We start from the raw sequence: 25,567 nt of genomic DNA, 5'->3' as shown, positions 1-25,567 counted from the left end.
CGGTGTTACGGATATGTTTCAGGCGTCAGACTTCACCGCAAATAGCCAGCTTGTAACCGTCTGGCCTCCACAGGCCCGAAACCACATTTGAAGGACCAGCCCCGTATGACCGAGTCGCCCAGATCCGTCAAAACTCCAAGGATCCGGCCGGAGAAAGCACCCTTGCCCCGCGATATCAAGGTGATGTTGGCTGCAGCATTCCTGATCGCGCTGGGCTTTGGCCTGGTGGCGCCGGTGCTGCCGCAATTCGCCACGACCTTCGACGTCGGTGCGACTGCCGCCGCGGTGATCGTCAGCATCTTCGCCTTCATGAGGCTGGTGTTTGCACCGGCGGGCGGTGCCTTGATCGGACGGTTTGGCGAGCGGAACGTCTACGTCACAGGCCTGTTGATCGTGGCGGTTTCCACGGCTGCGTGCGCCTTCGCCCAGGACTACTGGCAATTGCTGATCTTCCGCGGCCTCGGCGGAGCCGGCTCCGTCATGTTTACGGTCGCCGCCATGGGCTTGCTCATCCGGCTGGCCCCGCCTGAGCGGCGCGGGCGTGTGTCCGGTGCGTACGCCTCCGCCTTTCTGATCGGTAGCGTGCTGGGACCGGTGGTGGGAGGTTTGCTGGCAGGATTCGGCTTGCGCGTGCCTTTCCTCGCCTATGCCGGAGCACTGCTGGTGGCGGCTTTGGTGGTCCGCACCATGCTCAGCGGAGAGGGCAACGCCGCGGAGGATGCCGCGCCCGTCCCGGCCATGACGTTGAAGGAAGCATTGGCCGACTCCGCGTATCGCGCCGCGGTGTTCTCGAGTTTTGGCAACGGCTGGGTGACATTCGGCGTCCGTATGGCCACCATTCCGTTGTTCGCCGTGGCCGTCCTCCAGTCCAGGCCGGAGACGGCTGCGTGGGCGTTGGCGATCTTTGCTGTTGGCAACGCCATTGCGTTGACGTTCTCCGGGCGTTTGGCCGATGCCTGGGGGCGGAAGCCGTTGCTGATTCCCGGCCTTGTCATCACCGGCCTGGCCACCGGCGTCATAGGGCTGACGACGGACCAGCCAGCGTTCCTCATGGCATCCGCCGTGGCGGGATTCGGCTCCGGCTTGCTGGGCCCGGCGCAGCAGGCCGCCGTCGCCGATGTCATTGGCCGGGGACGCTCCGGAGGCAAGGTACTCGCTGTCTTCCAAATGGCGGCGGACACCGGTGCCATCATCGGCCCCATCGTGGCGGGTCTCCTGGCCGACCGCCTGGGCTACGGCTGGGCGTTCGGCATTACCGGAGGCGTGCTCCTGCTGACCGCCGCAGGGTGGTCGTTGGCACGCGAACCCCTTAAACCCAAAAACTGACTGGCAGCATCAACTGTTCCCAGTACTCAGAACAGTTGATGCTGCCAGTCAGTGTGGCGACGGCGCCAGCTGGCAGGGCTAGTTGAGCAGCGCGTCCACGAAGCTCTCGGCGTCGAACGGTGCGAGGTCGTCCGGGCCTTCGCCCAGGCCGATCAATTTGACCGGTACGCCCAACGACTTCTGGATGGCCACCACGATGCCACCCTTGGCGGTTCCGTCCAACTTGGTCAGGACGATGCCGGTGATGTTGACAACCTCCGCGAAGACGCGGGCCTGGTTCAGGCCGTTCTGGCCCGTGGTGGCGTCCAATACCAACAGGACCTCGTCCACTTCAGCCAGCTTCTCGATGACGCGCTTGACCTTGCCAAGTTCGTCCATCAGGCCGGTCTTGTTCTGAAGTCGTCCCGCGGTATCCACCATGACAACATCGACCTCCTGGTCGATGCCGGCCTTTACGGCTTCGTAGGCCACCGAGGCAGGGTCCGCACCATCGATGTCGGACTTCACGGTGGGCACGCCAACGCGCTGTCCCCACGTGGCCAACTGCTCGGCAGCAGCCGCACGGAATGTGTCAGCAGCCCCCAGCAGGACATCCTTGTCTTCAGCCACCAGCACGCGGGCAAGCTTGCCGACGGTGGTGGTCTTGCCAACGCCGTTCACCCCCACAACAAGCACGACGGCGGGCCGGTCCGCCTTGCGCTCGATGTTCAGGGAACGGTCCATGGTGGGATCCACCAGCTTGATGAGCTCTTCGCGCAGCATGGCTTTGACGTCCTCGGGGCTGCGGGTGCCGAGCACCTTGACACGTTCCCGCAGGGCATCAACCAGCTGCATGGTGGGTTCGGTGCCGAGATCCGCCAGCAAGAGGGTCTCTTCCACCTCGTCCCATACGTTTTCGTCGATCTTGTCACCCGACAGCAAAGCCAGCAGGCCCTTGCCGAGGATGTTGTTCGACTTGATCAAGCGGGCGCGGAGGCGGGTGAGTCGCCCTTCCACCGGCGCCGGAGTGTCAATGGCGATGGTTTCGAGCCCGGCGACGTCGTCCGGCACGTCCGTGCCTTCAACGGTTCCGTCAAAAGTAGGAGCCGGGGCTTTCACCTCATCCGGGCGGTCCTCCACAAGGGTTCCGCCGCCTGCTGCCGACGACTGCAGGGGGTCGTTCGCATCCCGTGTTCCGGGGTACTTCGCCCCGGATTTCCGGGCCTTCAGCAGAACCGGCACGAGTCCGCCGACCACCACGAGCGCAGCGAGAATGGACAGAATTATGGGTAGGAAATCGTTCACTCCCCTACCTTCTCACAAAGCTATGCCCCGGCACCGAGCCTCTGGCTGATGACGGTGGAGACGCCGTCGCCCCTCATCGTGACTCCATAAAGCGCATCCGCCACTTCCATGGTGCGCTTCTGGTGGGTGATGACGATCAACTGGCTGGACTCCCGCAGTTCCTCAAAAATGGTGATGAGCCGGCCCAGGTTGGTATCGTCCAGCGCGGCCTCCACCTCGTCCATGACATAAAACGGCGACGGACGTGCCTTGAAGATCGCTACCAACAGAGCCACTGCCGTGAGGGAGCGCTCACCGCCCGAGAGCAGCGACAGCCTCTTGATCTTCTTACCCGCCGGCCGCGCCTCCACCTCGATTCCCGTGGTCAGCATGTCGTCGGGGTCCGTGAGCACCAGCTTGCCCTCACCTCCAGGGAAGAGCCGGGCAAAGACGTGGTCGAACTGGGCAGAGGTGTCCGCAAAAGCCTCAGTGAAGACTTGCTGAACCCGGGCGTCCACCTCTTTGATAATGTCCAGCAGGTCCTTACGGCTGGACTTCAGGTCTTCGAGTTGCGAGCTGAGGAACTGGTGCCGTTCTTCCAAGGCGGCGAACTCCTCCAAAGCGAGCGGGTTCACTTTGCCCAGGGCCGCCAGTTCGCGCTCAGCCTTTTTGAGCCGTTTCTCCTGCTCCGCCCGGACAAACGGGACTCCTTCAACCACGGGCTCGCCGTGCTCATCAACAGGCGCCCGAAGCTCGGCCCATTTGTCGCTGTTGGTTCCGGCAGGCAACGGAACGGGCTGGTCGGGGCCATAGTCTGCAACGAGTTGGTCTGCGGAGAGCCCCAGCTCGTCGATGGACCGCGTTTCCAGGGCCTCGATACGCAGCCGCTGCTGGGTTCGCGCCATCTCATCCCGATGCACGGAATCCGTGAGCTCGGCCAGTTCCCGGGCCAGGGCGTCGTTACCGGAACGGACCTCCGTGAGTTCCTTCTCCAGTTGCTCACGCGTTTGCTCTGCGAGGTCCCGCTCCCAGCCGGCCAGATCCACCGAAATATCAATGAACCGAAGCGTCTGCTCCACCGCTGCCGCCACAGCCGCCGCCCGTTGCGCCTGTGCCCGACGCCGCTGTGCCCGGCGGGCAGCCTCCTCACGGGCGCGCCGTTCGGTCGCTGCAGCCCGCTCCAGGGATGCCGCCCTGTTGCTGATGGCACCCAACTGTTCTTCTGCAGTTCGAAGAGCGAGCCTGGCTTCTGTTTCAAGGGTGCGGGCAGATCTGGCCTGCGCCGCCAGTTCGTCACGCTGATCAGTGGACGGTTCTTCGTCCGGTGCTTCCTGGGCGGCAGCGAGCCGCTCTGCAGCCACTTCAAGGTCAAGTTGCGCCTCGGCGATGTTGGCTTCCGCCTTGGCCATGGATGCGGCGAGCCTGTCGCTTTCGCCCACGGCGCTGCGAAGGACTGAGTTGAGATGGCCCAAGCGCTCCGCCACCGCAGCAAGCCGTGCATCGGATTCGTGCAATCGCTCCAGTGCGGCATCGGCGCGGTCCTGCGCTTCGGCGCGGCGGGACTGGGCGCCGGCCAGGGCAAAGCGGCCGCGCTCCAAACGGGATGTGACCTCCTGGAGGCGGGCAACGGCGTCGTCAACTGCAGCCTGAACCTCAAGAAGAGACGGCGCAGTAGCTGAGCCGCCCGTGACGGTCAGGGCGGTGAAGACGTCGCCCTCGCGGGTGACAGCCTTGATGTCCGGGTGCTCGCCCACCAGCGCGGCCGCTGCCTGAAGGTCATCGACGACGGCGGTACGGACCAGCAATGACCTGGCCGCTTGGGCGGCTGGATCAGTAATTTTCACGACGTCGGCGGCCCAGCGGATGCCCTCGGGAAGCGCGATGTGGCCGGGGACTTCGTCCGGCGCCCCGACGCTTCCAGTGAGAAGCAAGGCCGCGCGGCCGGCGTCGTCATCTTTCAGCAACCGGATGGCGGCTACCGCTGTGTCCGCGTCTGCAACGACGAGGGCGTCCGAGGCACTTCCCAGAGCCGCGGCGATCGCAGCCTCGTACCCGGGCTCGATGGACACCAAACCGGCAAGCGGGCCAAGGATGCCCTCCGTTGTGAGGAGACTTCCTGAGCCATCCTTGCGGTTCAGCCCCAGTTGCAGCGCATCGCGCCGGGCCGTCAAGGCATCCCTTTCGCGGATTGCCTCGCGTTCAGAAGCCTTCAGCTCTTCAATCTCGGCGAGAACAGCGTCCAGAACATCGTTGGCGTTTTCGTAGTCCGCGTCGAGGCTTTCCTCGCCGTCCTCAACACCCGCCACTTGGGTTTCGAGAGCCGTGAACTCGCTTTGGGCCTTGCGGCGCCGTTCATCGCCTGACGCGAGGGATTCCCTGAGCCGGCCGCGTTCAGCCTCAGCCGCTTCCGCCCGTGATCTGGCGGCCGCCACCTGACCCGCAAGCCTGGCCAGGCCCTCCCTACGGTCAGCCGCCGCCCGCAACATGGCCGTCAACCGCTTGTCTTCGGCGGCTGCGAGCGCTTCAGCCCCGTCCTTCGCCACTGTGGCTTCGAGCAGTGCTGCCTGTTTGGCCAGGATGTCGTGTTCCAGGGCCGATTGTTCCTCGCGGACCCGGGCTGCCTGGCGTTCAAGCTGCTCGGGATCACGGCCTGTATCAGAAGTGGTTTCCGATGAGCCAAGCAGCCTGCGGCGTTCAGAGGCCAGGGATCCGAGCGAACGCAAACGCTCCCTGCCGGCGGAAAGCTGGTACCAATGGTCGCGTGCCGCGTTGAGGCGCGGGGTGGCTTCCGCGGCCCTCTGCTCCAAGGCGGCCTGACGTCGCCGTCCCACCCCCAGTCCCGCCTCAACAACCACGCGGCGTTCCTTAAGCGCAGCTTCATCGGCAACATCCTGCTCAAGGGTGGTGGTCAGTTGCACGAGGTCATCGGCCAGCAATCTGGCGCGGGCATCCCGGACATCGAACTGCACGGTCTGGGCACGGCGGGCTATTTCCGCCTGCTTGCCCAACGGAGTGAGTTGGCGCCGGATTTCCGCCGTGAGGTCACCCAGCCGCGCGAGGTTTGCCTGCATGGCTTCCAACTTGCGGACAGTTTTTTCCTTGCGGCGGCGATGCTTGAGGATGCCGGCTGCTTCCTCAATGAAGCCACGCCGGTCTTCAGGGGTGGCGTGCAGGACCCGATCCAACTGGCCCTGTCCCACGATGACGTGCATTTCACGGCCCAGGCCGGAATCGGACAGCAGTTCCTGGATATCAAGGAGCCGGCACGGTGCGCCATTGATGGCGTATTCGGATCCGCCGGTACGGAAAAGTGTCCGGGAGATGGTGACTTCGCTGTACTCGATGGGAAGAGCATTGTCTGCGTTATCAATGGTCAGTGCCACGTGCGCCCGGCCCAGCGGCGGCCTGCCGGATGTCCCGGCGAAAATTACGTCTTCCATTTTGCCGCCGCGCAGTGTCTTGGCGCCCTGCTCCCCCATAACCCAGGCCAGAGCATCGACCACATTGGATTTGCCCGATCCGTTGGGACCGACGACGGCAGTGACGCCGGGCTCGAAGTCGAAGGTCGTGGCCGACGCGAACGACTTGAATCCTCGGACAGTCAAACTTTTCAGGTGCAAGGCGCTTCGGTTCTCCTGGGTGGCCCGGGTGTTTGTTTCCCCTAAATCTACTGCCGTTTGATCGAAATCTGCGGATCTGTTGCCGGAACGCCTTGTGGTCGGCAAGCCGCACCCCTACACTCCTGCCAAGGGCTACTTGGCCTACCCGTTCCGGTGATCCGGCTATGACGTGAACTTCGGTTCAGTCACCGCCGGATCCGGTCCCGATCTTCGGAACGGCAATCCAAGTGAGAACCCTGTGTTCCATAACTGAAAATCTTGGTTTGACCCTGGCTGGGGAGCGACAAGCAGGGACCGTGCGCACGAAACTACGGGCCCGTTTAAGCAATTGGCGTACCCCACTCCAGGAGTTCTGATGCCCGGTTCTTCAGCTACCCGACCCCAGCGAGTCCTCAAGGGATTCCTAGCGCCCTTGGTGATTGCCTTAGTGGCGGCCCTCTTGCCTCTTACCGCAACAGCGGCGGTCGCTGCGGGTCCCTGCGATCCCGTGGTGAACCTTGTGGCCTGCGAGAACTCGAAGACCGGGAGCCCGCCCTCCGAGTGGGACATCAACGGTGCCGGCGACGACAGCATCCAGGGTTTTTCCACCGAGATCAGCGTCAACGCAGGTCAACCCATCCGGTTCAAGGTGGATACGAACGCACAGAGCTACACCATCGCGATCTACCGGACAGGCTGGTATGCGGGCAACGGCGCCCGCAAGATCGCCGACGTGACACCATCAGTGTTGCGCCAGACCCAGCCCGCTTGCCGCAGCGACGTCGCCACAGAGCTGTACGACTGCGGCACATGGGCAGTATCCGCAACGTGGCAGGTACCTGCTACCGCTGTCTCAGGCGTCTACATCGCGCTCCTCCGGCGCCCCGATACGGGTGCGAAGAGCCACATCACTTTCATCGTCCGCAACGACGGCAGCCGCTCCGCCGTCGTGTTCCAGACTGCTGATCAGACATGGCAGGCCTACAACACCTACGGCGGCTCGGACTTCTACCAGGGCGCCGCGAACGGCAGGTCCTACAAGGTCAGCTACAACCGCCCCATGGCAACCAGGGACGGCCCCGGCGGCAGGGACTTCTACTTCTCCAACGAATACCCCATGGTGCGATTCCTGGAGCAGAACGGTTACGACGTCAGCTACATCAGCGGCCTGGATACGCACCGCAACGGCGCCGAGTTGTTGAACCACAAGGTCTTCCTTTCGGTCGGCCACGACGAATACTGGTCGGGTCCCCAACGGGCCAACGTCACAGCCGCGAGGGACGCCGGCGTCAATCTTCAGTTCCTGTCGGGCAACGAAATGTACTGGCGCACCAGGTTTGAGCCCTCAACAGTTGATAGTGCCGCCAACCGCACCTTGACCTGCTACAAGGAAACCTGGGGAAACGCCAAGATCGATCCCAGCACGGAGTGGACCGGCACGTGGCGTGACCCGCGCTTCGCTTCCCAAGCCAACGGCGGAGGCCTGCCCGAGAATGCCGTAACCGGAACAATCTATATGTCCAATCACTCGGACCTCCCGGTGACCGTCAAAGCGGATGAGGGCAAAACCAGGCTCTGGCGGAACACCACTTTGGCATCGATGCCGGCGGGTTCCTCTACAGCACTCGCACCCCACACCGTGGGCTACGAATCCAATGAGGACCTGGACAACGGGTTCCGGCCTGCTGGACTCATCCGGCTGTCCACCACCGTGGGAAACGTTCCGGAATATCTGCAGGACTTCGGCAACACCGTGGCACCGGGAAGCACCACCCACAACGTGACCCTTTACCGGGCCGCCAGTGGCGCTTTGGTCTTTTCAGCAGGCAGCGTCCAGTGGACCTGGGGCCTGGACCAGGAGCACGACGGCGACGGCGCACCCGCCGATGCCCGCATGCGGCAGGCGCAGGTCAACATCCTCGCCGACATGGGCGCGCAACCAGCCACTCGCGCGGCAGGACTGGTTGCTGCCGCAGCAAGCACTGACACCACCAAACCAACGGCTGCCATCTCGGCGCCCGCCACCGGAGCCACCGTGGCACACGGAAGCAGCGTCACTGTGACCGGAACTGCTGCCGACGTGGGCGGTGTTGTGGCCGGCGTCGAAGTGTCAACCGATGGCGGTGCAACCTGGCACCCCGCACAGGGAAAGCAAAGCTGGACTTACACGTACATCCAGAAGGGCATGACCACAGCCACTATCCAGGCACGGGCCATCGATGACAGTGCCAACATCGGCGCGGCCGTGACCAGGAGCATCACCCTCAGCGGCCCCTACAGCGTCTTCGGCCAGACCGTTCCAGTGGTTAAGGACTCCGGTGACGGCGGCGCCTACGAAATGGGCCTGCGCTTCACACCGTCAGTGGACGGCTTTATCACCGGCGTCCGCTTCTACAAGAGCACCGCCAACACCGGCACGCATACCGGCTCATTGTGGAGCGCAACCGGCGAGCGCCTGGCAACGGCCACGTTCACCAATGAAACGGCCTCCGGCTGGCAAACTGCCCTGTTCAGCCAAGCCGTGCCTGTTGCGGCCGGCCAGAAATATACGGTGTCCTATTGGGCACCCAATGGACACTACGCCACCAAGGACCATCAATGGGCGAGCTTCGGTTCCACCGACGCGCCTTTGAAAGTGGCTGGTGGTTTCGGGGCTGAACCGGCGGGCGTCTACAGCACCTCGCCAGGATTCCCCACCACCAGCTTCAACGGTGGCAACTACTTCGCGGACGCGCTCTTCAGCACGGTAGACAGCTCCCCCATGACCGTCTCGGGCCACACGCCCATTCCGTCGTCGTCGAGCGTGTCCGTGAATACCAAAGTAAGTGCTGTCTTCTCCAAGCCGGTCACTGGGGCAAGTGTCCAGCTGACGTTGCAGTCTCCGTCGGGACCTGTGGCAGGCACTACGGCGTACGACGCCGCAACGCGGCGGGCCACTTTCACGCCGTCGAGCGCTCTGGCCTTCAGCACCCAATTCACCGCGACGTTGTCCGGCACCGATTCGATCGGGGGTCCCGTCACTGCCGGTGGCACGTGGTCCTTCACCACAGCAGCCACGTTGCCTGTTCCGGGCGCCTGCCCCTGCAGCCTCTTCGATGACTCCGTCACGCCCGGGATCGCCGAGCTGCGTGAAGGCGTGCCGGTGACCCTCGGAGTGAGGTTCTCCAGTGTTTCCGCGGGTGAGGTATTGGGTATCCGCTTCTACAAGTCCGCTGGTAACACGGGTGCCCACAATGGTGCCTTGTACACAGCCGCCGGACAGCAGCTGGCCACGGTGGCATTCACCAACGAAAGTGCCTCAGGATGGCAGACCGCCATGTTCAGCCAGCCTGTCCAGATGGCCGCGAACACAGAGTACATCGTGTCCTATAAGTCGCTGACCGGTACCTACTCGGCCACCACAAACGGCTTCGGGTCAGGGCTCAGTGTTGGTCCGCTGCGGGCGGCATCGGATGCCGGCGCGTACACCTACAGCGGCGACTTTGCCGCTTCACGATCGACCACCAGCTACCTGGTGGACGTCGTGGTGACGGTACCGAATCCGCCATTCACGGTCGGTTCACACTCGCCGTTGCCAAACGCTTCGAGTGTTCCACTGGACACCGCAGTCAGCGCAGTGCTGTCCGAGGCGGCGGTGGCATCCAGCGTCAGCATGGCAGTAAAGGTGACGGGCGGTGCCGCAGTTGCCGGCGCGTCGGCCTACGACTCAGCTACCCGTAAAGTCACGTTCACCCCCACCGCTGCCCTGACCGCAGGGACCTCCTACACGGCGACTGTGACGGCAACGTCCGTCTCCGGACAACCGATGTCTGCTGGTGGAACGTGGACCTTCACCACAGTTCCAGCACCGCGTACTCCCGGCTTCTGCCCGTGCACGCTTTACCAGGACACCGTGACACCTGCGACGCCCAACGCCGATGACGGAGTTTCGTTGTCGCTCGGCGTCAGGTTCGCCAGCGACACTGCGGGCCAGATCACCGGAGTGCGCTTCTACAAGGCGGCCGGCAACACGGGAACCCACACTGGTTCGCTCTACACAGCCACGGGACAACTCCTGGCCACGGTCACCTTCACCAATGAGTCGAGTACCGGCTGGCAGACGGCAACATTCAGCCAACCGGTGACCATTACTGCGGATACCGAGTACGTGGCGGCGTACAAGGCTCCCACCGGCAAGTACTCCTATACCGCCGGCGGATTCGGTGAAGGGTTCACCAGCGGGCCATTGCGCACGGCGGCTGACTCGGGAGCTTTCGGTTACAACAGTGACTTCCCGGGTTCCTCCTCCACCGCCAGTTACCTGGTGGATGTGGTGTTCGCCACCGCCGCGCAGCCCCTGACGATCTCCGAACAGGTACCGGCTCCCGGGGCCACGGGCATTCCCACGGATGTGAAGCCTTCCATCACCTTCTCCTCCGCCATCCGCCCGGGAGCGTCGTTCACCCTGACAGCGAACGGCAACCCGGTGGCCGGTGCAGCTGCCCTCTCTGCGGACAGCCGGACCGTCACGTTCACCCCCACCGCGGGGCTGCCCAACAGCACCGTGATCTCGGCCAGCGTCAGTAACGTCATCTCCCAACAGGAACAGTCGTTCCCGACTACCAACTGGCAATTCACCACTGCGGCACCCACCGTCCAAGTGTCCACGATCTTTGGATCGCTGACACCCCAAATAGTGTCTGCGACTGACTTCATGCCTGTGGAGCTCGGTACTGCTTTCAGTGTTTCGCAGGCAGGGAACGTGACGGGCATACGTTTCTACAAGGGGGCCGGCAACACCGGAACCCACGTGGGTTCGCTGTGGAACTCGGCAGGTACGCGCCTGGCGCAGGTGACGTTCACCAACGAAACGGCCACGGGCTGGCAAACTGCCACCCTCTCCGCGCCAGTCGCGTTGGTGACGGGCCAAACCTACGTGGTGTCCTACAGGGCACCCAATGGCCGCTACTCCTACACCTCTGCGTTCTTCAACCAGACCTACACAAGCGGGGTGTTCACCGCCAGTGGCCCGAACAACGGCCGCTACCGGTATGGATCCGGGGGCGTCATGCCAACCACCTCCTGGAATGCCACGAACTACTTTGTGGATGTGGTGTATTCCACCACAGCCCCGGCACAGCAGGTGGTTACACCCTCACCCTCGCCCTCAGCTACTCCGACGGCTACTCCAACACCGTCACCCACGGCGACTGCGACGGCGACCGCCTCACCCAGTCCTTCGCCCAGTCCCTCGCCCAGCCCCACGCAATCAGGTGGGTTGCTCTGCGGGTTGCTCGGGCTCTGCTGAGGCGGCTGCCTGAAACCTTCTTCAGCGAACGACGCTTGGAGACCACGCGTGGGCGATGAAAAGGCTTGGCTGCGAGTCCGGTTCTGTGCCCAGCTGCCAAATGTTGCTGTCACCTTCCACTGCATCATCTGCCAAGCCATAGAGCAGGTTCCGGTTATCCAGCCATTCAATCTGGTCATCGACGCTGCGCTTCTCCGCCAGAACCGTTTCCTGACCTGAGGCGAGGTCAAGGACGGCGACCTTCCAGTGAGCAACCAGCCCGCCGCCGTCGTTCTTCTTGTAAGCGATCCGAGTGCCGTCAGGTGAGATCGACGGGCACTCCACATGGTCGTGAATGGCCGTGAGGGTTTTCGCGGACAGGCTCCCCCGGACCAGCCAGATACGGCCCGACGATGCCGCTGTGGCGTAGAAGACATCACTCTGTCCCGGCGCAAAGGTCACTCCCCAGATGTTCCTGTCAGTGGCTACCAGGCGTTCACCGTTAACCATCAACGCGAAGTCCTCAAGGTTCCCGGTCGTGCCGTCGGGCAGGGTGATCTCAGTGGCGGTGGAAAACCCCGAAGCGGCGTAGGAGTGACCCGTGACAAAGACGGTAGTAGCGATCATGGAGCCGTCAGCGCTGACCCGGGTCCTGCTCGGGATGCCCGGGAGGGGCCATGAACGCTGGACCTGCCAGTCGCGGTCCATGACTGCTGCTTCGAAGGCAGTCACCAGCCCGCGGTTCGTCTTCAAGCACACCACAGTTCCGGCTGTCCCATAGACGCGGTCGCACTCTTGTTCACTCACCGCCCTGGTACCGCCCGGAGCGGACAGGGGCACAGTTGCCGCATTGCCATAGCCCTGGCCCGACGCCGTGTTCCGGAAAAGGACAAAAGGAGCAGCCGGAAGTGGCTGGCCAGCAGTGACACCCACGGACGAAGCCGCGGTCCTGCTCTCTTCGAACCGCTGGTAGGCGCCCACCGCATAGATCCCGGCTGCTGCCAGCACAAGTGCTGTCACGGCGAAGAGAACACCCCACCGCGCCTTGCTGCCGGTCAGTGTCCCACTCATGCCCCGCTGCCCGCGTCCTGGTGTGCGGCGGGCCTGGCACTCCGCAGGATCACGGTGACAGCCACCACGGCACAGGCCAGGAGTGCACTGGCCACTACCATGGCCGTCGGCGCACCCACGGCATACCAGAGCACGCCAAAGCCCGCAGAGGCGGTCATCCTGCTCAACGCCACCACCGTTTGGGCTGAAGCAATTCCTGTAGCAAGCTTCCCCGCCGGCGTGAGTTGGCTGGCCAAGGCGGCCAGGACGCCATCGGTTGCAGCGTAAAACGCTCCCAACAGGACCAAGCACCCCATGGTCCCCCAAAGTCCCCCAAAGGGGGCCGCGGCGAGAAGGTATGTTGCCAGCAAGGCGATATGCCCGCCCACGAAAACCGGCACTTTGCCCACCCGGTCAGCCAGACGGCCCAACGGAATTGCGAGGGCAAGGAACACCACATTGGTGCCGACGAACAGCAACGGGAACCACTGGACGGCGAACGAATCCCTGGCCTGCAGAACCAGGTAGATGAAGCCATCACCGATGGTCACCACACCCAGAAGGCCTGCGGCGATGAGCAGCTTGCCCAGCCCCGGTTCCTTCAAATGGCTCCACGAAAAGGCGAAGAGCCGCCGGTCCTCCCATCCCTCAGTACTCTTCAGGCCATGGGCACGAATGTCCGGAACAACCAGCGCCAAAACGGCGACTCCGATCACCGCAAAGGCGAGGGACACGACAAAAACTGTGCTGAAACCATTGGGAATCATCAACAACACAAAGAACGCGATCAACGGCCCGGCCGCAGCCCCGATGTTGTCCAGCATTCTGTGAACGCCGAAGGACCGTGCCAAATGTTCAGGCTGGGCAGAGACCGAGATCAGGGCGTCACGTGGCGCCGTACGGATTCCCTTGCCTATCCGGTCCCCCGTCACAATGGCCGCGATAGCCCAGAATCCTCCGGCGAACAGGAAGCCAATCCTGGCGAGCATCGACAGGCCGTATCCCGCCAAGGCTATCCGCTTGGGGTGGCCGCTGCGGTCTGCTGCCCACCCGGCCGCAATCCTGACGATGGCACTGGCGCCCTGGTTGATGCCGTCGATGAAGCCAAAGGCGATGGTGGACAGTCCCAGGAATCCGGTCACATACAACGGGAGGATCGCCGTGACAGATTCGGAGGAAACATCGGTCACCATACTCACGATTCCCAGCCACAGGATGACCGGAGACAAACGGAACGGCACCTCGGTTGATAGTGCCGTTCCGTTGCCCTGTGGCTTGTCCCGCTTACCGCCACTGCGGTCTGAGAGCGAAATGTACACGGATTCTCCTAGTCCGCCGTCGTGTGCAGGCTGCCCAACAGCTGGAAGCGTGAGCTGCCCGTCCCCGTCGTCGAAACTGAAACCGTCACCGTGTCAGTGCCCCGCACAAACCGTGCGGCCACGCCGCCCTCCGCGGCCGGGGCGTCCTCGGTCCAGAATCCACGGGCTACCAACGATTGGCGGAATGAATCGAGGACCTCGGCCTGCGGCTTGGCAATGATGCCGTCCGCGGTCAACTGAAGGATGTCACCCGACGTCGAAACGGAGGTGGACCCAATGGTGGTCCCTGACGGCAGTGAAAGCACGCCGTCGGGCCAGCCGTCCACCAGTTCACCGGAAGCACTGCCGGGTTTGGGAAGTGCCCCGGTGATGAGCGGCGCCGGGGCCGAGGGTTCAGGCAAGCCCGTTGGAGTGGCGGTGACCGGAGGCAGGACTTCGAGCGGTTTAGCGGTGGACGCGCCGGTACTGCTTTCGCCGCCGCTGTTCCCGCTTCCGCTGCCCTCCGTTTCGCCGTTCCCGCTGCCTGGCACGGGACTATCCGTCGCGGCTGCACCTGTACCGGACGCGCCGGATCCCGGGTTCGGGCTTGAACCGGACGACGCCGGGCTCTGGACGGCCGTGGACCCCGGCCTCGCCATCTGGTCCAGAATGAGGGCTGCCGCTGCAATCAGCACAGCCAAGCAAATACCTGCAATGACCAGCCGTCGCGCCATCATGGCGTACCTGGACCTGCAGGGCCGTGGAGGGGGCGGGTGGGCCTTGGTTCAGAAACAGCCGCAGGTAGAACTGACGCCACCCATATTGTGGTGGCGTTGGACCTTGCGATGGCGATGTGAAGCGCCAAGCTGTTCATGGGGACAGTCTGCCATTGCGACCCGGATTCCGGAACAGTTTTGGCGCTACCAACGTCCGTTCCGTGGCCGGGGTTGGCACACGGGGCAGGTGTAAGAGGAACGGTTCATGAATTGTTCCCTCTTCATGATGCTGTGCAGTCCGGCTGCCTCGCAGCGGCCGCACAATTCGCCGGCACGTCCGTAGGCATTAAGGGAGCGGGCAAAGTACCCGGAATCGCCGTTGACGTTGACATAGAGAGAATCAAAACTTGTCCCGCCCGCAGCCAGTGCCGCGTTCATGACGTCCCTCGCAGCATCCACCAACCGCTCGGCATCCGCACGGCGCATGGTGTCCGTCGCCCTGGCGTAATGGAGGCGGGCGCGCCACAGGGCTTCATCCGCGTAGATATTGCCGATACCCGAGATGACGGACTGGTCCAGAAGAGCCCTCTTGATACCCGTTTTCCGGTTTTTGAGCTTTCGGTAAAACGTGTCGAAAGAAAAGCAGGGGTCAAGAGGATCCCGCGCGATGTGGGATGCTTCTTCGGCGATCTCCGGCAGGGGCGTTTCGCCCAAGCCACCAGGGCCGCCGTCGGCAGTAGGCACCAAGGACGTCACGAACAGGCCGCCGAAAATCCTTTGGTCCACAAACCGCAACTGTTCGGGCATGCCGTCCACCGGGCTGAGCCTGATTCTGACCTTCAGGTGCTTCTCATCCGGCACGTCAGGGTCCTGCATCAGCAATTGGCCGCTCATTCCCAGATGCGCCATCAGCGCTACCTTTGGAAGTTCGTGTGGGTTCGCTTCGTGGGGGTTCGCTTCGTGTGGGTTGGCTTCGTGTGGGTTGCCCATGGCCAGGGGCATCCAGAGGAATTTCCCTCGTCGCACGACATCCAGCACGGTGGCGTGCTCAAGATTCCCGATGAAGTCTTCCGCTCCGAGTACGTGCCTTCGAATGGAACGCGCATCAAGGACATCAACGCCGGTGATGGATCGGCCACGGACCCACCGGGCCAAGCCACGACGGACCACCTCTACTTCGGGAAGCTCAGGCATGGCGTTCAGGCAGAAGCAGGACCGGCAGTGGTGGGGTCCAAGGCCGTCAACGCGCGCCACGCATCAGCGGCAGCTTCCTGTTCCGCTTCCTTCTTGGAGTGTCCCGAGCCGCGGCCGTATGGAGTCCCGCCGATGTTCAGCACTGCCTCGAACGTACGGGCATGGTCCGGCCCCGAGCCCTCCACTGCATAGTGGATGGCTCCCAGCTGCCGGCTTGCCGTCAATTCCTGGATGCTCGTCTTCCAGTCAGTCCCGGCTCCGAGGGCACCCGCATCCTTCAGGAGCGGTCCCACCAGCCGCATGACCAGTTGGCGTGCGGTCTCGATGTCGTTCGAGAGGTACGTGGCGCCGATCAAGGCTTCCATGGTGTCAGCCAAAATGGAGGCCTTGTTCTTACCGTCGGTGAGCTTCTCGCCTTGCCCGAGGTAAATGAACTCGCCTACGCCGATCGCCCGGCCGATACCGGCCAGGGCACGCGTACTGACGACGGCGGAACGCCGCTTGGCAAGTTCGCCTTCGGGCAGCGAGGGGTTCTCACGGTAAAGAGAATCAGTCACGGAGAAACCCAGGATGGAGTCGCCGAGGAACTCGAGGCGCTCGTTGGTGGGAATCCCGCCGTTCTCATACGCGTATGAGCGATGTGTGAGAGCAAGACGAAGCGTCTCGGTGTCAATGGAGACACCGAGACGCTTCAGAAGCTCTTCAGTTGAAGACATCCTTAGTCAGCCAGTACGGCAGATTAGGCGTCTGCGACCTTGCGGCCCTTGTATTCAAGGAACAGCGCGGTGCCGGCAGAGTCAGTAACGACCTTTGCCTGGTGCGGCAGGCTGTAGGTAACCTGACCGTTTTCGATGGTCTTGACCAAGTTGGGGGCAGTTGCCTTCCACTGGGCACGGCGGGCGCGTGTATTTGCGCGAGACATTTTCCGCTTGGGAACAGCCACGGCTATCTCATTTCTCTCTTAGACGAACACTTACTAATCGGTTTGCCGGTCAGTCTTAGCCAGATCAGCTAGGGCAGCCCAGCGAGGGTCAATGACCTCGTGGTGGTGCCCCGGCTCGTCTTCCAGGCGCGCTCCGCATTCGGAGCACAGACCCTGGCAGTCTTCCCGGCACACCGGCTGGAACGGCAGCATAGTGACAACTGCGTCCCGCAACACCGGCTCAAGATCGATTAGATCGTACTCGACTCGACGTTGCTCTTCATCGTCTTCTTCGCCCGAAAGCTCAACGCTTTCATAGAAGAAAAGTTCTTGCACATTGACCTCAAGGTCATACGCAAGGGGATCCAGGCATCGACCGCATTCGCCGGTTACTTCGACAATTACGGAGCCAGATACCAGAATTCCTTCGTGTACGGCCTCCAGGCGAAGATCCAGCTCGATATCCGAGCCTTCCTTCACGCCAATGAGCGCCACACCAAGGTCACTTGGCGCAGGTACATGCTCGTTGAGTGTCCGCATGGTCCCTGGACTGCGTCCAAGGTCCTTGACTACCAGCGCCAAGGGCGAACTTGCATCTCGCTTAATGAGAACTCCTGTAGAACATATGACCGACGTACCATCTTAGCCTGATCACGCTTGAGGACTCAAACCGACGCCGGGCGCGCGTAAATACGCGGTGGTTTCAGCTTGGGGCACTCCGCATAAGGGCGCGAGGTACCCGTCAAGCCTACCCTTTGCGCGGCGGTTCCGTTGCAGGCTCGCCAGCAAGGAGCCGCTTCAACACGGATTTAGGGACGAAATCGGAAATGTCCCCTCCCAGCACGTTGACCTCTTTGATCAGGGTCGACGACAAGTGGACGTAATGCGCTTCGGCCGGGAGAAAGACAGTTTCGACGCCGGCCAACTGGCGGTTCATGGTGGCCATGGGCAGTTCGTAGTCGAAGTCCGAGGACGAGCGGAGACCCTTGACGATGGCCGAAACCCCTCGGTGGCGGCAGTACTCCGCCAGCAATCCTTCACCCATGGGCTCCACGATGATCCCACGCAGGGAAGCCAGGGTTTCGCGTGCCATCTCCATACGGTCCTCGAGGCTGAACCGGTACTTCTTGGCATAGTTGGTGGACACAGCCACGATGACTTCGTCGAACAGGCCGGCAGCCCGGGCGATGACTTCGAGATGTCCATTATGGATGGGGTCAAAGGATCCAGGGCATACCGCGCGTCTCATGAGACGAACCTACCCCATGGCTTTGCCGGGATACCATGGCTGACATGGCATCCGCAGGCAGCAGCCCCTCCGTTGATATGAGTGCCGGCACCACCGAAGGGACCAGCCAGGCACCATGGCAACGAGCCGCTACCGGGGCCAACCTTCTTTCACCCGACGGAGAACTGGGAGTGACCATCTTCGAGGAGATGACCACCTTGGCCCTGTCTACGGGCGCCATCAACCTTGGCCAGGGATTCCCGGACGAAGACGGACCCGTTGAGATCAAGGCGGCAGCGCAAGCGGCCATCGCCGCCGGTGCCAACCAATACGCGCCCGGCAAAGGCGTTCCGGCGCTGAGGGAAGCGATCGCGGCACACCAGGGACGCTTCTATGGGCTTTACCCGGATCCGGACACCGAAGTCCTCGTCACCACGGGCGCAACAGAAGCAATCGCGGCCACGCTGCTCGCCTTCATCCAGCCCGGCGACGAAGTCCTGACCTTCGAACCCTTCTATGACTCCTACGGGGCCATCATCGGCATGGCAGGTGCCACACATGTCACAGCTCCCCTGCTGGCTCCGGATTTCCTCCCCGACCTCCCGGCGCTGGAAGAGGCTTTCAGCAGCCGCACCAAGATAGTCCTCCTGAATAATCCGCATAACCCCACGGGTGCTGTCTTTCCCGAAAATGTCCTGGCGAAGATCGTGGAGCTGGCCGCCAAATACGGGGCCACCATTGTCAGCGACGAGGTCTACGAACACCTGACCTTCGGCGTGCCCCACATCCCCGTCGGTTCCTTGCCTGGAGCAGCAGAGCGGACCATCACCATCTCCTCCGCCGGAAAGACTTTCTCCTTCACGGGCTGGAAAATCGGCTGGCTCAGCGGACCCCAACATCTGGTGTCGGCCGTGCGCACCGTGAAACAATTCCTGACCTACAGCTCCGGCACACCCTTCCAAAGTGCCATCGCCGTCGGACTTGCCCTTCCCGATGACTTCTACACGGGCATTGCCACAACACTCCAACGCAAACGCGACATTCTGGCCGAAGGCCTCAGGGCAGCAGGGTTCGGCGTGTACACCCCCAGCGGCACCTACTTCATCAACGTAGACACAGCGCCACTGGGCATTCGCGATTCCGTGGACCTTGCCAGGCGCCTTCCAGGACTCGTTGGAGTAGCAGCCATCCCGGTCCCCGTCTTCTGCCACCCGGAGGGTGCCGAGCGAACCCGGAGCCTGCTGCGCTTTGCCTTCTGCAAGAAAGCGGATGTCCTGGAAGAAGCTGCTGCCCGCCTGGCCACGCTCAAGGACCGGCTCTGAGTCCCACAGGCGCCGGCCAGCACCACGCCACGCGCTTCCTCCGAACCACAGGACAGCACGCCACCATTGACGCGGACTCCCTCATCGATGGCAGCTTCATCCTCAGCATCGGCGGAGCCGAGCAATCACACGTGAACCTTGCCGATCCCTCGGAGATCTTCTACGAGTACCTGCGCAGGATCGGGCACGTGGTGGACCTGGCCGCTGAACCCGGAGCACCCATCAGCGCCCTGCATCTGGGCGCAGGCGCCCTCACCCTTGCGCGCTACGTCCAGGCGACCCGCCCCGGCTCGGAACAGTACGCGGTTGAACTTGAGCGCGAACTGCTGGACTTCGTGCTTCAACAGCTGCCCTTGCCCGAGGGCACCATCCTGCACACCCACATCGGCGACGCCCGCGACGCCTTGGCGGAGCTTTCCGCCCAGGTGCTGTTCGACGTCGTGATTCTTGATATTTTCTCCGGCCCCGAAGCACCGGCCCATATCGCCTGCAGGGAGTTCTACGAAGAAGCAGCGGCGCGCCTGGGCCCGGAGGGGGTCCTGATCGTCAACGTAGGCGACGAACCCGCGCTGACACTGGTGCGCAGCCAAGTGGCTGCCATGCGCCAGGCCATGCCGGACGTCGCAGCCTTCGCCGAAACGGGAATGTTCGCTGGCCGATACCCCGGCAACATCATCCTGGTGGGCACCCGGAGGCCGTGGTCGCCGGAGTGGACAGCGGAGCTGCTTGCCCGCGGCCCACACCCCGCCACCCTACTCACCGGCATGGACCTGGACCGGATTACGGGCCGGCCTTGACCGCCTCCTAGGCCGGCTCAGCGAACCAGAGTTTGGTTTCGCCGTACTTTTTGTCGGCGAAGCATTCCAAGGCTTCAGGCCAGGCAGGTTCAGGGCTTCGCGAACTCCGCTCCACTACCACCACAGCGGCGTCATCCAGGTGAGGCGCCAACTTTGCAAGCACAGCGCTCACGGCCGCTTCTTCCAAGGGGTAGGGCGGATCCAGGAAGACCAGGTCCCACCTGTCAGCGTCCGCCGCACGCTCCAGGAACGATTCCACCTTGGATCGGTGGACCGAGACCCTCTTGCCGCCCAGGAGCTGATTAACCAAGTCCGCATTGCGCTGGCAGACGTCGCTTGCCTTGGCGTCGAATTCCACAAGATCCACGCTGCGGGCACCCCGGCTGGCACTCTCAATCCCCAAGGCCCCCGAACCGGCGTAGAGGTCCAACACCCGGGCATCGTCAATGATGGCCAATGATTCCAGGCGGGAGAACAGCGCTTCCTTGACCCGGTCCGTGGTGGGACGCGTTGCTGTGCCGGGAACGCTGGTCAGGGGGTTCCCGCCACCAACTCCGGCAATGATCCGGCTCACTGGACCGCTCCGTACGGGTTGTGGATCCTTGGACTTCTAACCGCGTTCAAGGAACGCCTCCTTTTCGGGGTTCAAGTATTCGTCGATCGCTGCGGCGAGTGCTGGCTGGTGCTGCAGGGCAGGGTCCGCGGCCACCAGCCCCTGGGCGTCCGTGCGGGCACGGGCAATGATGTCCTCGTGTTCAAGGACCCGCAGCAACTTCAGTGTGGAACGTCCACCTGATTGCGAGGCACCCAGGATGTCGCCTTCACGGCGGAGCTTCAAGTCTTCCTGGGAGAGTTCAAACCCGTCAGTGGTTGAAGCGACTGCCTCAAGGCGTCTCCGGCTGGGGTGGCCCGGTTCCAGTGTGGTTACCAGCAGGCAGGTGCCCGGCAAGCCCCCTCGGCCCACCCGGCCCCGGAGCTGGTGCAGTTGTGAAATCCCAAAGCGATCGGCGTCCAGAATGACCATCAGGGTGGCGTTATGGACATCCACGCCCACCTCGATGACGGTTGTGGAAACAAGCACCTTGGTCTGGTTGGCCGCGAACGATGCCATGGTGTCGGATTTCAGTTGCGGGTCCTGCCGGCCATGAAGCGGCGCCACGCTGACTCCCGCGAGGGACGGCTCCTGCAGGAGGCTTTCGACGACGGTTATCACCGATGCGAGCTCCCGCGCCGCGGCGTCGTCGGCAAGGTCGGCGTCGCTGGGTGCCGCTTCCCCGGGACTGAAGTCGCCGTCGTCGTCCGATCCGATCTTGGGGCACACCACATACACCTGATGGCCCGAATCGACTTCTTCGCGCGACCGTTTCCATATGCGGTCCACCCATCCGGGGTTCTCCACGAGTCCCACCACATGCGTCGAAATCGGGGCACGACCGGCGGGAAGTTCATCGAGGATAGAGGTCTCGAGGTCCCCGAAGACCGTCATCGCAACGGTACGCGGGATGGGTGTGGCCGTCATGACCAGCAAGTGAGGTGGCCGCTGCGCTTTGGCCCGAAGGGCGTCACGTTGCTCCACGCCAAACCGGTGTTGTTCATCCACCACGATCAAGCCGAGGTCCTGGAAGCTCGTTTTGTCGCTCAGCAGAGCGTGGGTGCCGATCACGATTCCCGCGTTTCCGGAAGCGGCGTCCAACATTGCCTGCTTGCGCGCTGCGGTAGGCATGGAACCCGTCAGCAGCGTCACTTGCACGGATTCAGGTGTCGAGTCGCCGCCGAGCATGCCTGCGCCACCGAATACATGGTCCCTGGCCAACGTACCCAGGGTCCGGCGGATGGACTGAAAATGCTGGGCCGCAAGAACCTCCGTGGGCGCCAGCAGCGCAGCTTGGCCGCCTGCATCCACTACCTGCAACATGGCGCGGAGGGCAACGATGGTTTTACCGGAACCCACTTCGCCCTGCAGCAGCCTGTTCATAGGCGTGTCCCGTGCAAGTTCTTCCGAAAGGGTCTTCCCGACGGCGGACTGGCCGGCAGTCAGTGTGAAGGGCAGGTGCTGGTCAAACGTGCTGAGCAAACCCCCGCTGAGCGGCCGGCGTGCCGTGGCTTCCTCCGCCGCAAGCTGGGCCCGGCGCCGTGCCAGGGCTGTCTGCAGAACCAGGGCCTCCTGGTAGCGGAAGCGTTCCTGGGCCCGTTGCCAATCCTTTGAGGTTTCGGGCGAATGGATCAACCGGTAGGCCTCGGCCACGCTGAGTAGCCCGTCCCTTCGGACGATGTCGGCCGGCAGCGGATCCTTCAAGGCGTCAAGGTCCATGGTCTGCAGCAAGGCAGTAATCACTTTGTGGATGGACCAACTGGTCAGCTTGGCCGTCGCCGGATAGACCGGGATGGGCATGGCAGCCAGTTTCTCCGGATCCACGGCCCCCTCGGCTTCGGGGTCCTCGTCCAGCAGCAGGAAATCGGGGTTGGTCAAGCCGAGAGATCCACCGTAGCGGGTCACCTTTCCCGAGAACATCGCCCGGCGGCCAGCCAGGAGTTCTGCCTTGGCGCGGAATCCGTTGAAGAAGCTGACCTTCAACGTGCCCTGCGCACTGCTTCCACCGGCCTCGTCCGTCACCACCACATCCGTGATGGAACCGCGCCGGGCCCGCATCTGCCGCGTGCTGTTGGACAGCACACGCGCAATGAGCGTGACTTCTTCGTCCAGCGGAAGGTTGCTGATCGGAGTCAATTCACCGCGGCTCAGGTAACGTCGCGGAAAGTAATTCAGCAAGGCGCCTGCGGTCTTGAGCCCCAAGTGCTTGTCGATGACGGCCGCGGACCGCTTTCCTATCCTGCGTTCGAGGGGTAGTTCCAGCTCAGTAATCATGCCGTGACTGGCCTGGAATGCTGGGTTCTTCGGTGCCGGTTGGCTCTTGTGGCGCCGCTTCCGGGCCTTTGTCACGGGGCAGGGCCAGTTGGCTGACTGCGATGTCGGTGGGCTCCCCCAGCGAACGTATCAGGGCTACGGCCGGCTCAGGATCCGGAACGTGCACATGGACCCGCCACCGGTAGCTTGCTTCAACAGCGGATTCGTCGTCGTCGTCCTGTTCCCGGCCTTGGACTCCACCCACCTGGCTCATGATGACCGAATCACCCATCTCATCCAGGCGCTGCCGGAGGATTGCCGCGTTCAAGGGCGAAAGGCTGATGGTGCACATGACTTCAACGCCGTCATCGGCCGGCATGTGCTCGTGGATGTGGGGATCCTGCAGTTTGTAACCGTGCAACCCATCCAGGAGTTCGTCCTGGATGTCCTCACCCAGGACGGCGGAGCGGAGGCAGTCCAGGACCAGCAGCATGCCTACACCGCCGGCATCCACCACATGCGCTTCGTGCAAGGGAGCGAGCTCGTTCTCGGTGCGGACAACGGCTTGGAAGGCGGCCTCCACTACGGCGTCGAGCGACAGGCCCAGCGCATGGTTGCTGTCGTCGGAGTTCTGGGAAGCATCCACGGCTTGGGCCGCATGTGCGGCCGCCTCCAGGACCGAGAGCATGGTTCCGGCGACGGGCTCGCTCAACGCGGACCAGGCTCGGATCTGGGCCCTGTTCAGGGCCGTGGCCAGCAGCGGCGCACTGAGTCGTGACTTGCCTGCCAGCGGTTCAGCAGCGGCACACAGGAAGACCGCAAACAGCGTGCCCGAGTTACCTCGTGCCTGTTCCATTGCTGCCTGCCCGGCGCGTGAGAGTACGGCGCCCACATCATTTCCTGTTTCCGTGGTTTCCGGCGCAGCGTCGTCAAGGGCGGAGACGGCCGCCCTGACCGTGAGATACAGGTTGGTGCCGGTATCGCCGTCAGCCACAGGGAAGATGTTGATCGCATTGAGGCGGTCGCTGTGGTTGCCGAGGACCACCTCCGCCTTGCCGAGCCAGCGTTTCATGGCGTGCGCATTCGCGGCGATCTTAGTCTGCAAAGTGATCCCATCCAACGGTGTCAGCAGCTTGCCCGGCGATCCGGACGCCGCTGCCTGGCGGCTCGACAACGGCTTGAACTGAGCCTATCGCAGTGAAGCCGGTCGGCAGCTGAATTCCCGCTGGGAAGGTGGCAAGCAGTCCATGGTCTTCTCCCCCACCCAGAACCCAGGGCATCGCCTCCCGGCCCAGGAGCGCAGCTGCCCGTTCCAGCGGCTGGGCGTGCTTCTTGAGGGCCACCGGATCAAAATCCAGGACCACGTTGCTGGCCCCGGCCATTCGGCCGCCATCGCGAAGCAGGCCATCGGACACGTCCATCATGGCGGTGGCACCTGCACGCGCGGCCAGAGGTCCTGCTGCCAGCGGTGGTTGGGGCCTGCACTGGCAGTCCACCAACTCCGTCAACTCCTTTGCAAGGCCGTCCAGGGGCACATTGCTCTCCAGCAGCGCCCACCCGGCCGCAGCCCGGCCCAAGGTCCCCGCAACCGCCACGACGTCCCCTGGTGTGGCGCCGGACCTCAGCACCGGCGCCACCCCCGCAAGCGTTCCGACGACGGCGACGGTCACCGCGAGTTCGCGGCCCCTGCCGAGGTCTCCGCCGGCAACGGAGCAGTCCGGGGCACCCAGGCCCACAATTGCCGCGGTGAGGCCGTCGGCAAACGATTCAACCCATTCGACGGGCGTGGCGGGCGGCATGGTCAAGCTGACCACGAGGGAGGTGGCGCTGCCTCCCATGGCGTTGATGTCGCTGAGGTTTTGAGCAGCGGCCTTCCAGCCGACGTCGTACCCCGTGGTCCGGTAGCCGTTGTTCCACTCAAGCCGGAAGTCCTGGTCCTGGGTTTGGGTGTCAATGGAGATCAAGGTGCGGCCGTCCGGCGCCGCGATAAGGGCAGCATCGTCGCCGGGTCCCAACAAAACACCCGGGCTGTGGTTCAGGCGCGGAAAGATCCGGGCAAGGAGCTCGGACTCCGAAAGGTCTTGGACGGTCAACTGTTCTGCAGGCACGGCTCTACGCTATCGCGATCCCCTGACAAAACAGCGCTGCGGACAGTCACCCCGGGAGCGGCAGGAATGTGACCCTCGCTACGCGAATCTGCCGGGCCGGACATGCGGGATAGGCTGGATGGATGCACCACAAGACCCTCCGCCGGACTGCCCTGGCCGTTTCCCTGGCCTCTGCATCCGTCCTCGCTTTGTCGGCCTGTTCCCCCACCGTTGACGTTACGGCTGCTGCCGACGCCGCCAATCCCGCCTGTGCCCCCATGATGGTGGCCCTGCCGGACCAGATCGGTAGTGCCACCCTCCGGAAGACCAACAGCCAGGCCACCGCGGCATGGGGTGAACCGTCGCAGGTCATCCTCCGATGCGGGGTGAACGTTCCCGGTCCCACGACCGACAGATGCGTGAGCGTCAATGACATCGACTGGGTCATTAAGGAAGGCGATCCTGTCTACACCCTGACCACGTTTGGCCGCGAACCAGCCACCGAGATCCTGATAGACCCGGTCAAGCTGGAGGCAGCAAACATCAGCTCCGCGACAGTCCTGACTGAACTTGCGGCCGCAGTCGGCAAGATCAAGCCGACCGGCAAGTGCGTAGGACAAGAAGACCTGCAGAACCTGCCGACCACACAGTAGT

19 protein-coding genes are annotated in these 25,567 nt (G+C 63.3%); 5 read left to right on the top strand and 14 right to left on the bottom strand.

Annotated elements, in window-relative coordinates:
- Window positions 1-105 precede the first annotated feature (105 nt).
- The gene (locus N7568_RS13440) at window positions 106-1,326 is read left to right on the top strand and encodes an MFS transporter (protein WP_261610299.1); all 1,221 of its coding nucleotides are present in this window, start codon (window positions 106-108) and stop codon (window positions 1,324-1,326) included.
- Between the two features lie 78 nt (window positions 1,327-1,404).
- Here N7568_RS13440 and ftsY read toward each other — a convergent pair whose 3' ends face one another.
- Both ftsY and smc read right to left on the bottom strand, forming a co-directional pair.
- Window positions 1,405-2,610, bottom strand: coding sequence for a signal recognition particle-docking protein FtsY (gene ftsY / locus N7568_RS13435; protein WP_261610298.1), 1,206 nt, complete (start codon window positions 2,608-2,610; stop codon window positions 1,405-1,407).
- Between the two features lie 20 nt (window positions 2,611-2,630).
- Window positions 2,631-6,209 carry a chromosome segregation protein SMC gene (gene smc, locus N7568_RS13430; RefSeq protein ID WP_261610297.1) on the bottom strand — a complete coding sequence of 1,193 codons (3,579 nt, stop codon included), beginning with the start codon at window positions 6,207-6,209 and terminating at the stop codon, window positions 2,631-2,633.
- Window positions 6,210-6,564: 355 nt separating this feature from the next.
- Here smc and N7568_RS13425 point away from each other — a divergent pair, with 355 nt between their 5' ends.
- Window positions 6,565-11,475 carry a DUF4082 domain-containing protein gene (locus N7568_RS13425; RefSeq protein WP_261610296.1) on the top strand — a complete coding sequence of 1,637 codons (4,911 nt, stop codon included), beginning with the start codon at window positions 6,565-6,567 and terminating at the stop codon, window positions 11,473-11,475.
- 21 nt (window positions 11,476-11,496) lie between these two features.
- On the opposite strand, the gene N7568_RS13420 is transcribed toward N7568_RS13425, so the two are convergent.
- From N7568_RS13420 to coaD, 8 genes are all read right to left on the bottom strand, one after another.
- The gene (locus N7568_RS13420) at window positions 11,497-12,525 is read right to left on the bottom strand and encodes a TolB family protein (protein ID WP_261610295.1); all 1,029 of its coding nucleotides are present in this window, start codon (window positions 12,523-12,525) and stop codon (window positions 11,497-11,499) included.
- Entirely contained in the window at window positions 12,522-13,823 is a 1,302-nt protein-coding gene (locus tag N7568_RS13415; protein ID WP_439898981.1) for an MFS transporter, read from the bottom strand. The genes N7568_RS13420 and N7568_RS13415 overlap by 4 nt, the downstream gene beginning before the upstream one ends.
- Before the next feature lie 8 nt (window positions 13,824-13,831).
- On the bottom strand, window positions 13,832-14,539 hold the full coding sequence (locus N7568_RS13410) for a hypothetical protein (protein ID WP_261610294.1): 708 nt from the start codon (window positions 14,537-14,539) through the stop codon (window positions 13,832-13,834).
- Window positions 14,540-14,722: 183 nt separating this feature from the next.
- A complete protein-coding gene (gene mutM / locus N7568_RS13405) occupies window positions 14,723-15,712 on the bottom strand; it encodes a bifunctional DNA-formamidopyrimidine glycosylase/DNA-(apurinic or apyrimidinic site) lyase (RefSeq protein WP_261610293.1) in 990 nt (329 codons plus the stop codon).
- 5 nt (window positions 15,713-15,717) lie between these two features.
- The gene (gene rnc / locus N7568_RS13400; RefSeq protein ID WP_261610292.1) at window positions 15,718-16,428 is read right to left on the bottom strand and encodes a ribonuclease III; all 711 of its coding nucleotides are present in this window, start codon (window positions 16,426-16,428) and stop codon (window positions 15,718-15,720) included.
- Between the two features lie 23 nt (window positions 16,429-16,451).
- Window positions 16,452-16,655 (bottom strand): 50S ribosomal protein L32, encoded by a 204-nt coding sequence (gene rpmF / locus N7568_RS13395; protein WP_011775139.1) that lies wholly within the window; start codon window positions 16,653-16,655, stop codon window positions 16,452-16,454.
- Between the two features lie 33 nt (window positions 16,656-16,688).
- Window positions 16,689-17,216 carry a YceD family protein gene (locus N7568_RS13390; protein WP_261610291.1) on the bottom strand — a complete coding sequence of 176 codons (528 nt, stop codon included), beginning with the start codon at window positions 17,214-17,216 and terminating at the stop codon, window positions 16,689-16,691.
- Window positions 17,217-17,382: 166 nt separating this feature from the next.
- Window positions 17,383-17,883 carry a pantetheine-phosphate adenylyltransferase gene (gene coaD / locus N7568_RS13385; protein WP_261610290.1) on the bottom strand — a complete coding sequence of 167 codons (501 nt, stop codon included), beginning with the start codon at window positions 17,881-17,883 and terminating at the stop codon, window positions 17,383-17,385.
- A gap of 35 nt (window positions 17,884-17,918) precedes the next feature.
- Between coaD and N7568_RS13380 the strand changes: the two genes are divergently transcribed.
- Window positions 17,919-19,184 carry an aminotransferase class I/II-fold pyridoxal phosphate-dependent enzyme gene (locus N7568_RS13380; protein ID WP_439898980.1) on the top strand — a complete coding sequence of 422 codons (1,266 nt, stop codon included), beginning with the start codon at window positions 17,919-17,921 and terminating at the stop codon, window positions 19,182-19,184.
- Between the two features lie 131 nt (window positions 19,185-19,315).
- The gene (locus N7568_RS13375) at window positions 19,316-19,981 is read left to right on the top strand and encodes a spermidine synthase (RefSeq protein WP_439898979.1); all 666 of its coding nucleotides are present in this window, start codon (window positions 19,316-19,318) and stop codon (window positions 19,979-19,981) included.
- A 7-nt stretch (window positions 19,982-19,988) separates the two neighbouring features.
- Here the strand turns inward: N7568_RS13375 and rsmD are convergent, their stop codons facing one another.
- From rsmD to N7568_RS13355, 4 genes are read right to left on the bottom strand one after another with little or no spacing between them, the layout of a single operon-like run.
- Window positions 19,989-20,555, bottom strand: coding sequence for a 16S rRNA (guanine(966)-N(2))-methyltransferase RsmD (rsmD, locus tag N7568_RS13370; protein WP_261610289.1), 567 nt, complete (start codon window positions 20,553-20,555; stop codon window positions 19,989-19,991).
- Between the two features lie 36 nt (window positions 20,556-20,591).
- Window positions 20,592-22,847 carry an ATP-dependent DNA helicase RecG gene (locus N7568_RS13365; RefSeq protein ID WP_261610288.1) on the bottom strand — a complete coding sequence of 752 codons (2,256 nt, stop codon included), beginning with the start codon at window positions 22,845-22,847 and terminating at the stop codon, window positions 20,592-20,594.
- A complete protein-coding gene (locus N7568_RS13360; RefSeq protein WP_261610287.1) occupies window positions 22,837-23,898 on the bottom strand; it encodes a DAK2 domain-containing protein in 1,062 nt (353 codons plus the stop codon). Before N7568_RS13360 ends, N7568_RS13365 begins: the two co-directional genes overlap by 11 nt.
- A 22-nt stretch (window positions 23,899-23,920) precedes the next feature.
- Window positions 23,921-24,934, bottom strand: coding sequence for a thiamine-phosphate kinase (locus N7568_RS13355; RefSeq protein WP_261610286.1), 1,014 nt, complete (start codon window positions 24,932-24,934; stop codon window positions 23,921-23,923).
- Window positions 24,935-25,056: 122 nt separating this feature from the next.
- Between N7568_RS13355 and N7568_RS13350 the strand changes: the two genes are divergently transcribed.
- A complete protein-coding gene (locus N7568_RS13350) occupies window positions 25,057-25,566 on the top strand; it encodes a DUF3515 domain-containing protein (protein ID WP_261610285.1) in 510 nt (169 codons plus the stop codon).
- Window position 25,567: the final 1 nt, after the last annotated feature.

The organism is Paenarthrobacter aurescens (genome assembly GCF_025421775.1).
Classification (GTDB): domain Bacteria; phylum Actinomycetota; class Actinomycetes; order Actinomycetales; family Micrococcaceae; genus Arthrobacter; species Arthrobacter aurescens_B.
This window is presented reverse-complemented; position numbering and strand designations above follow the sequence as displayed.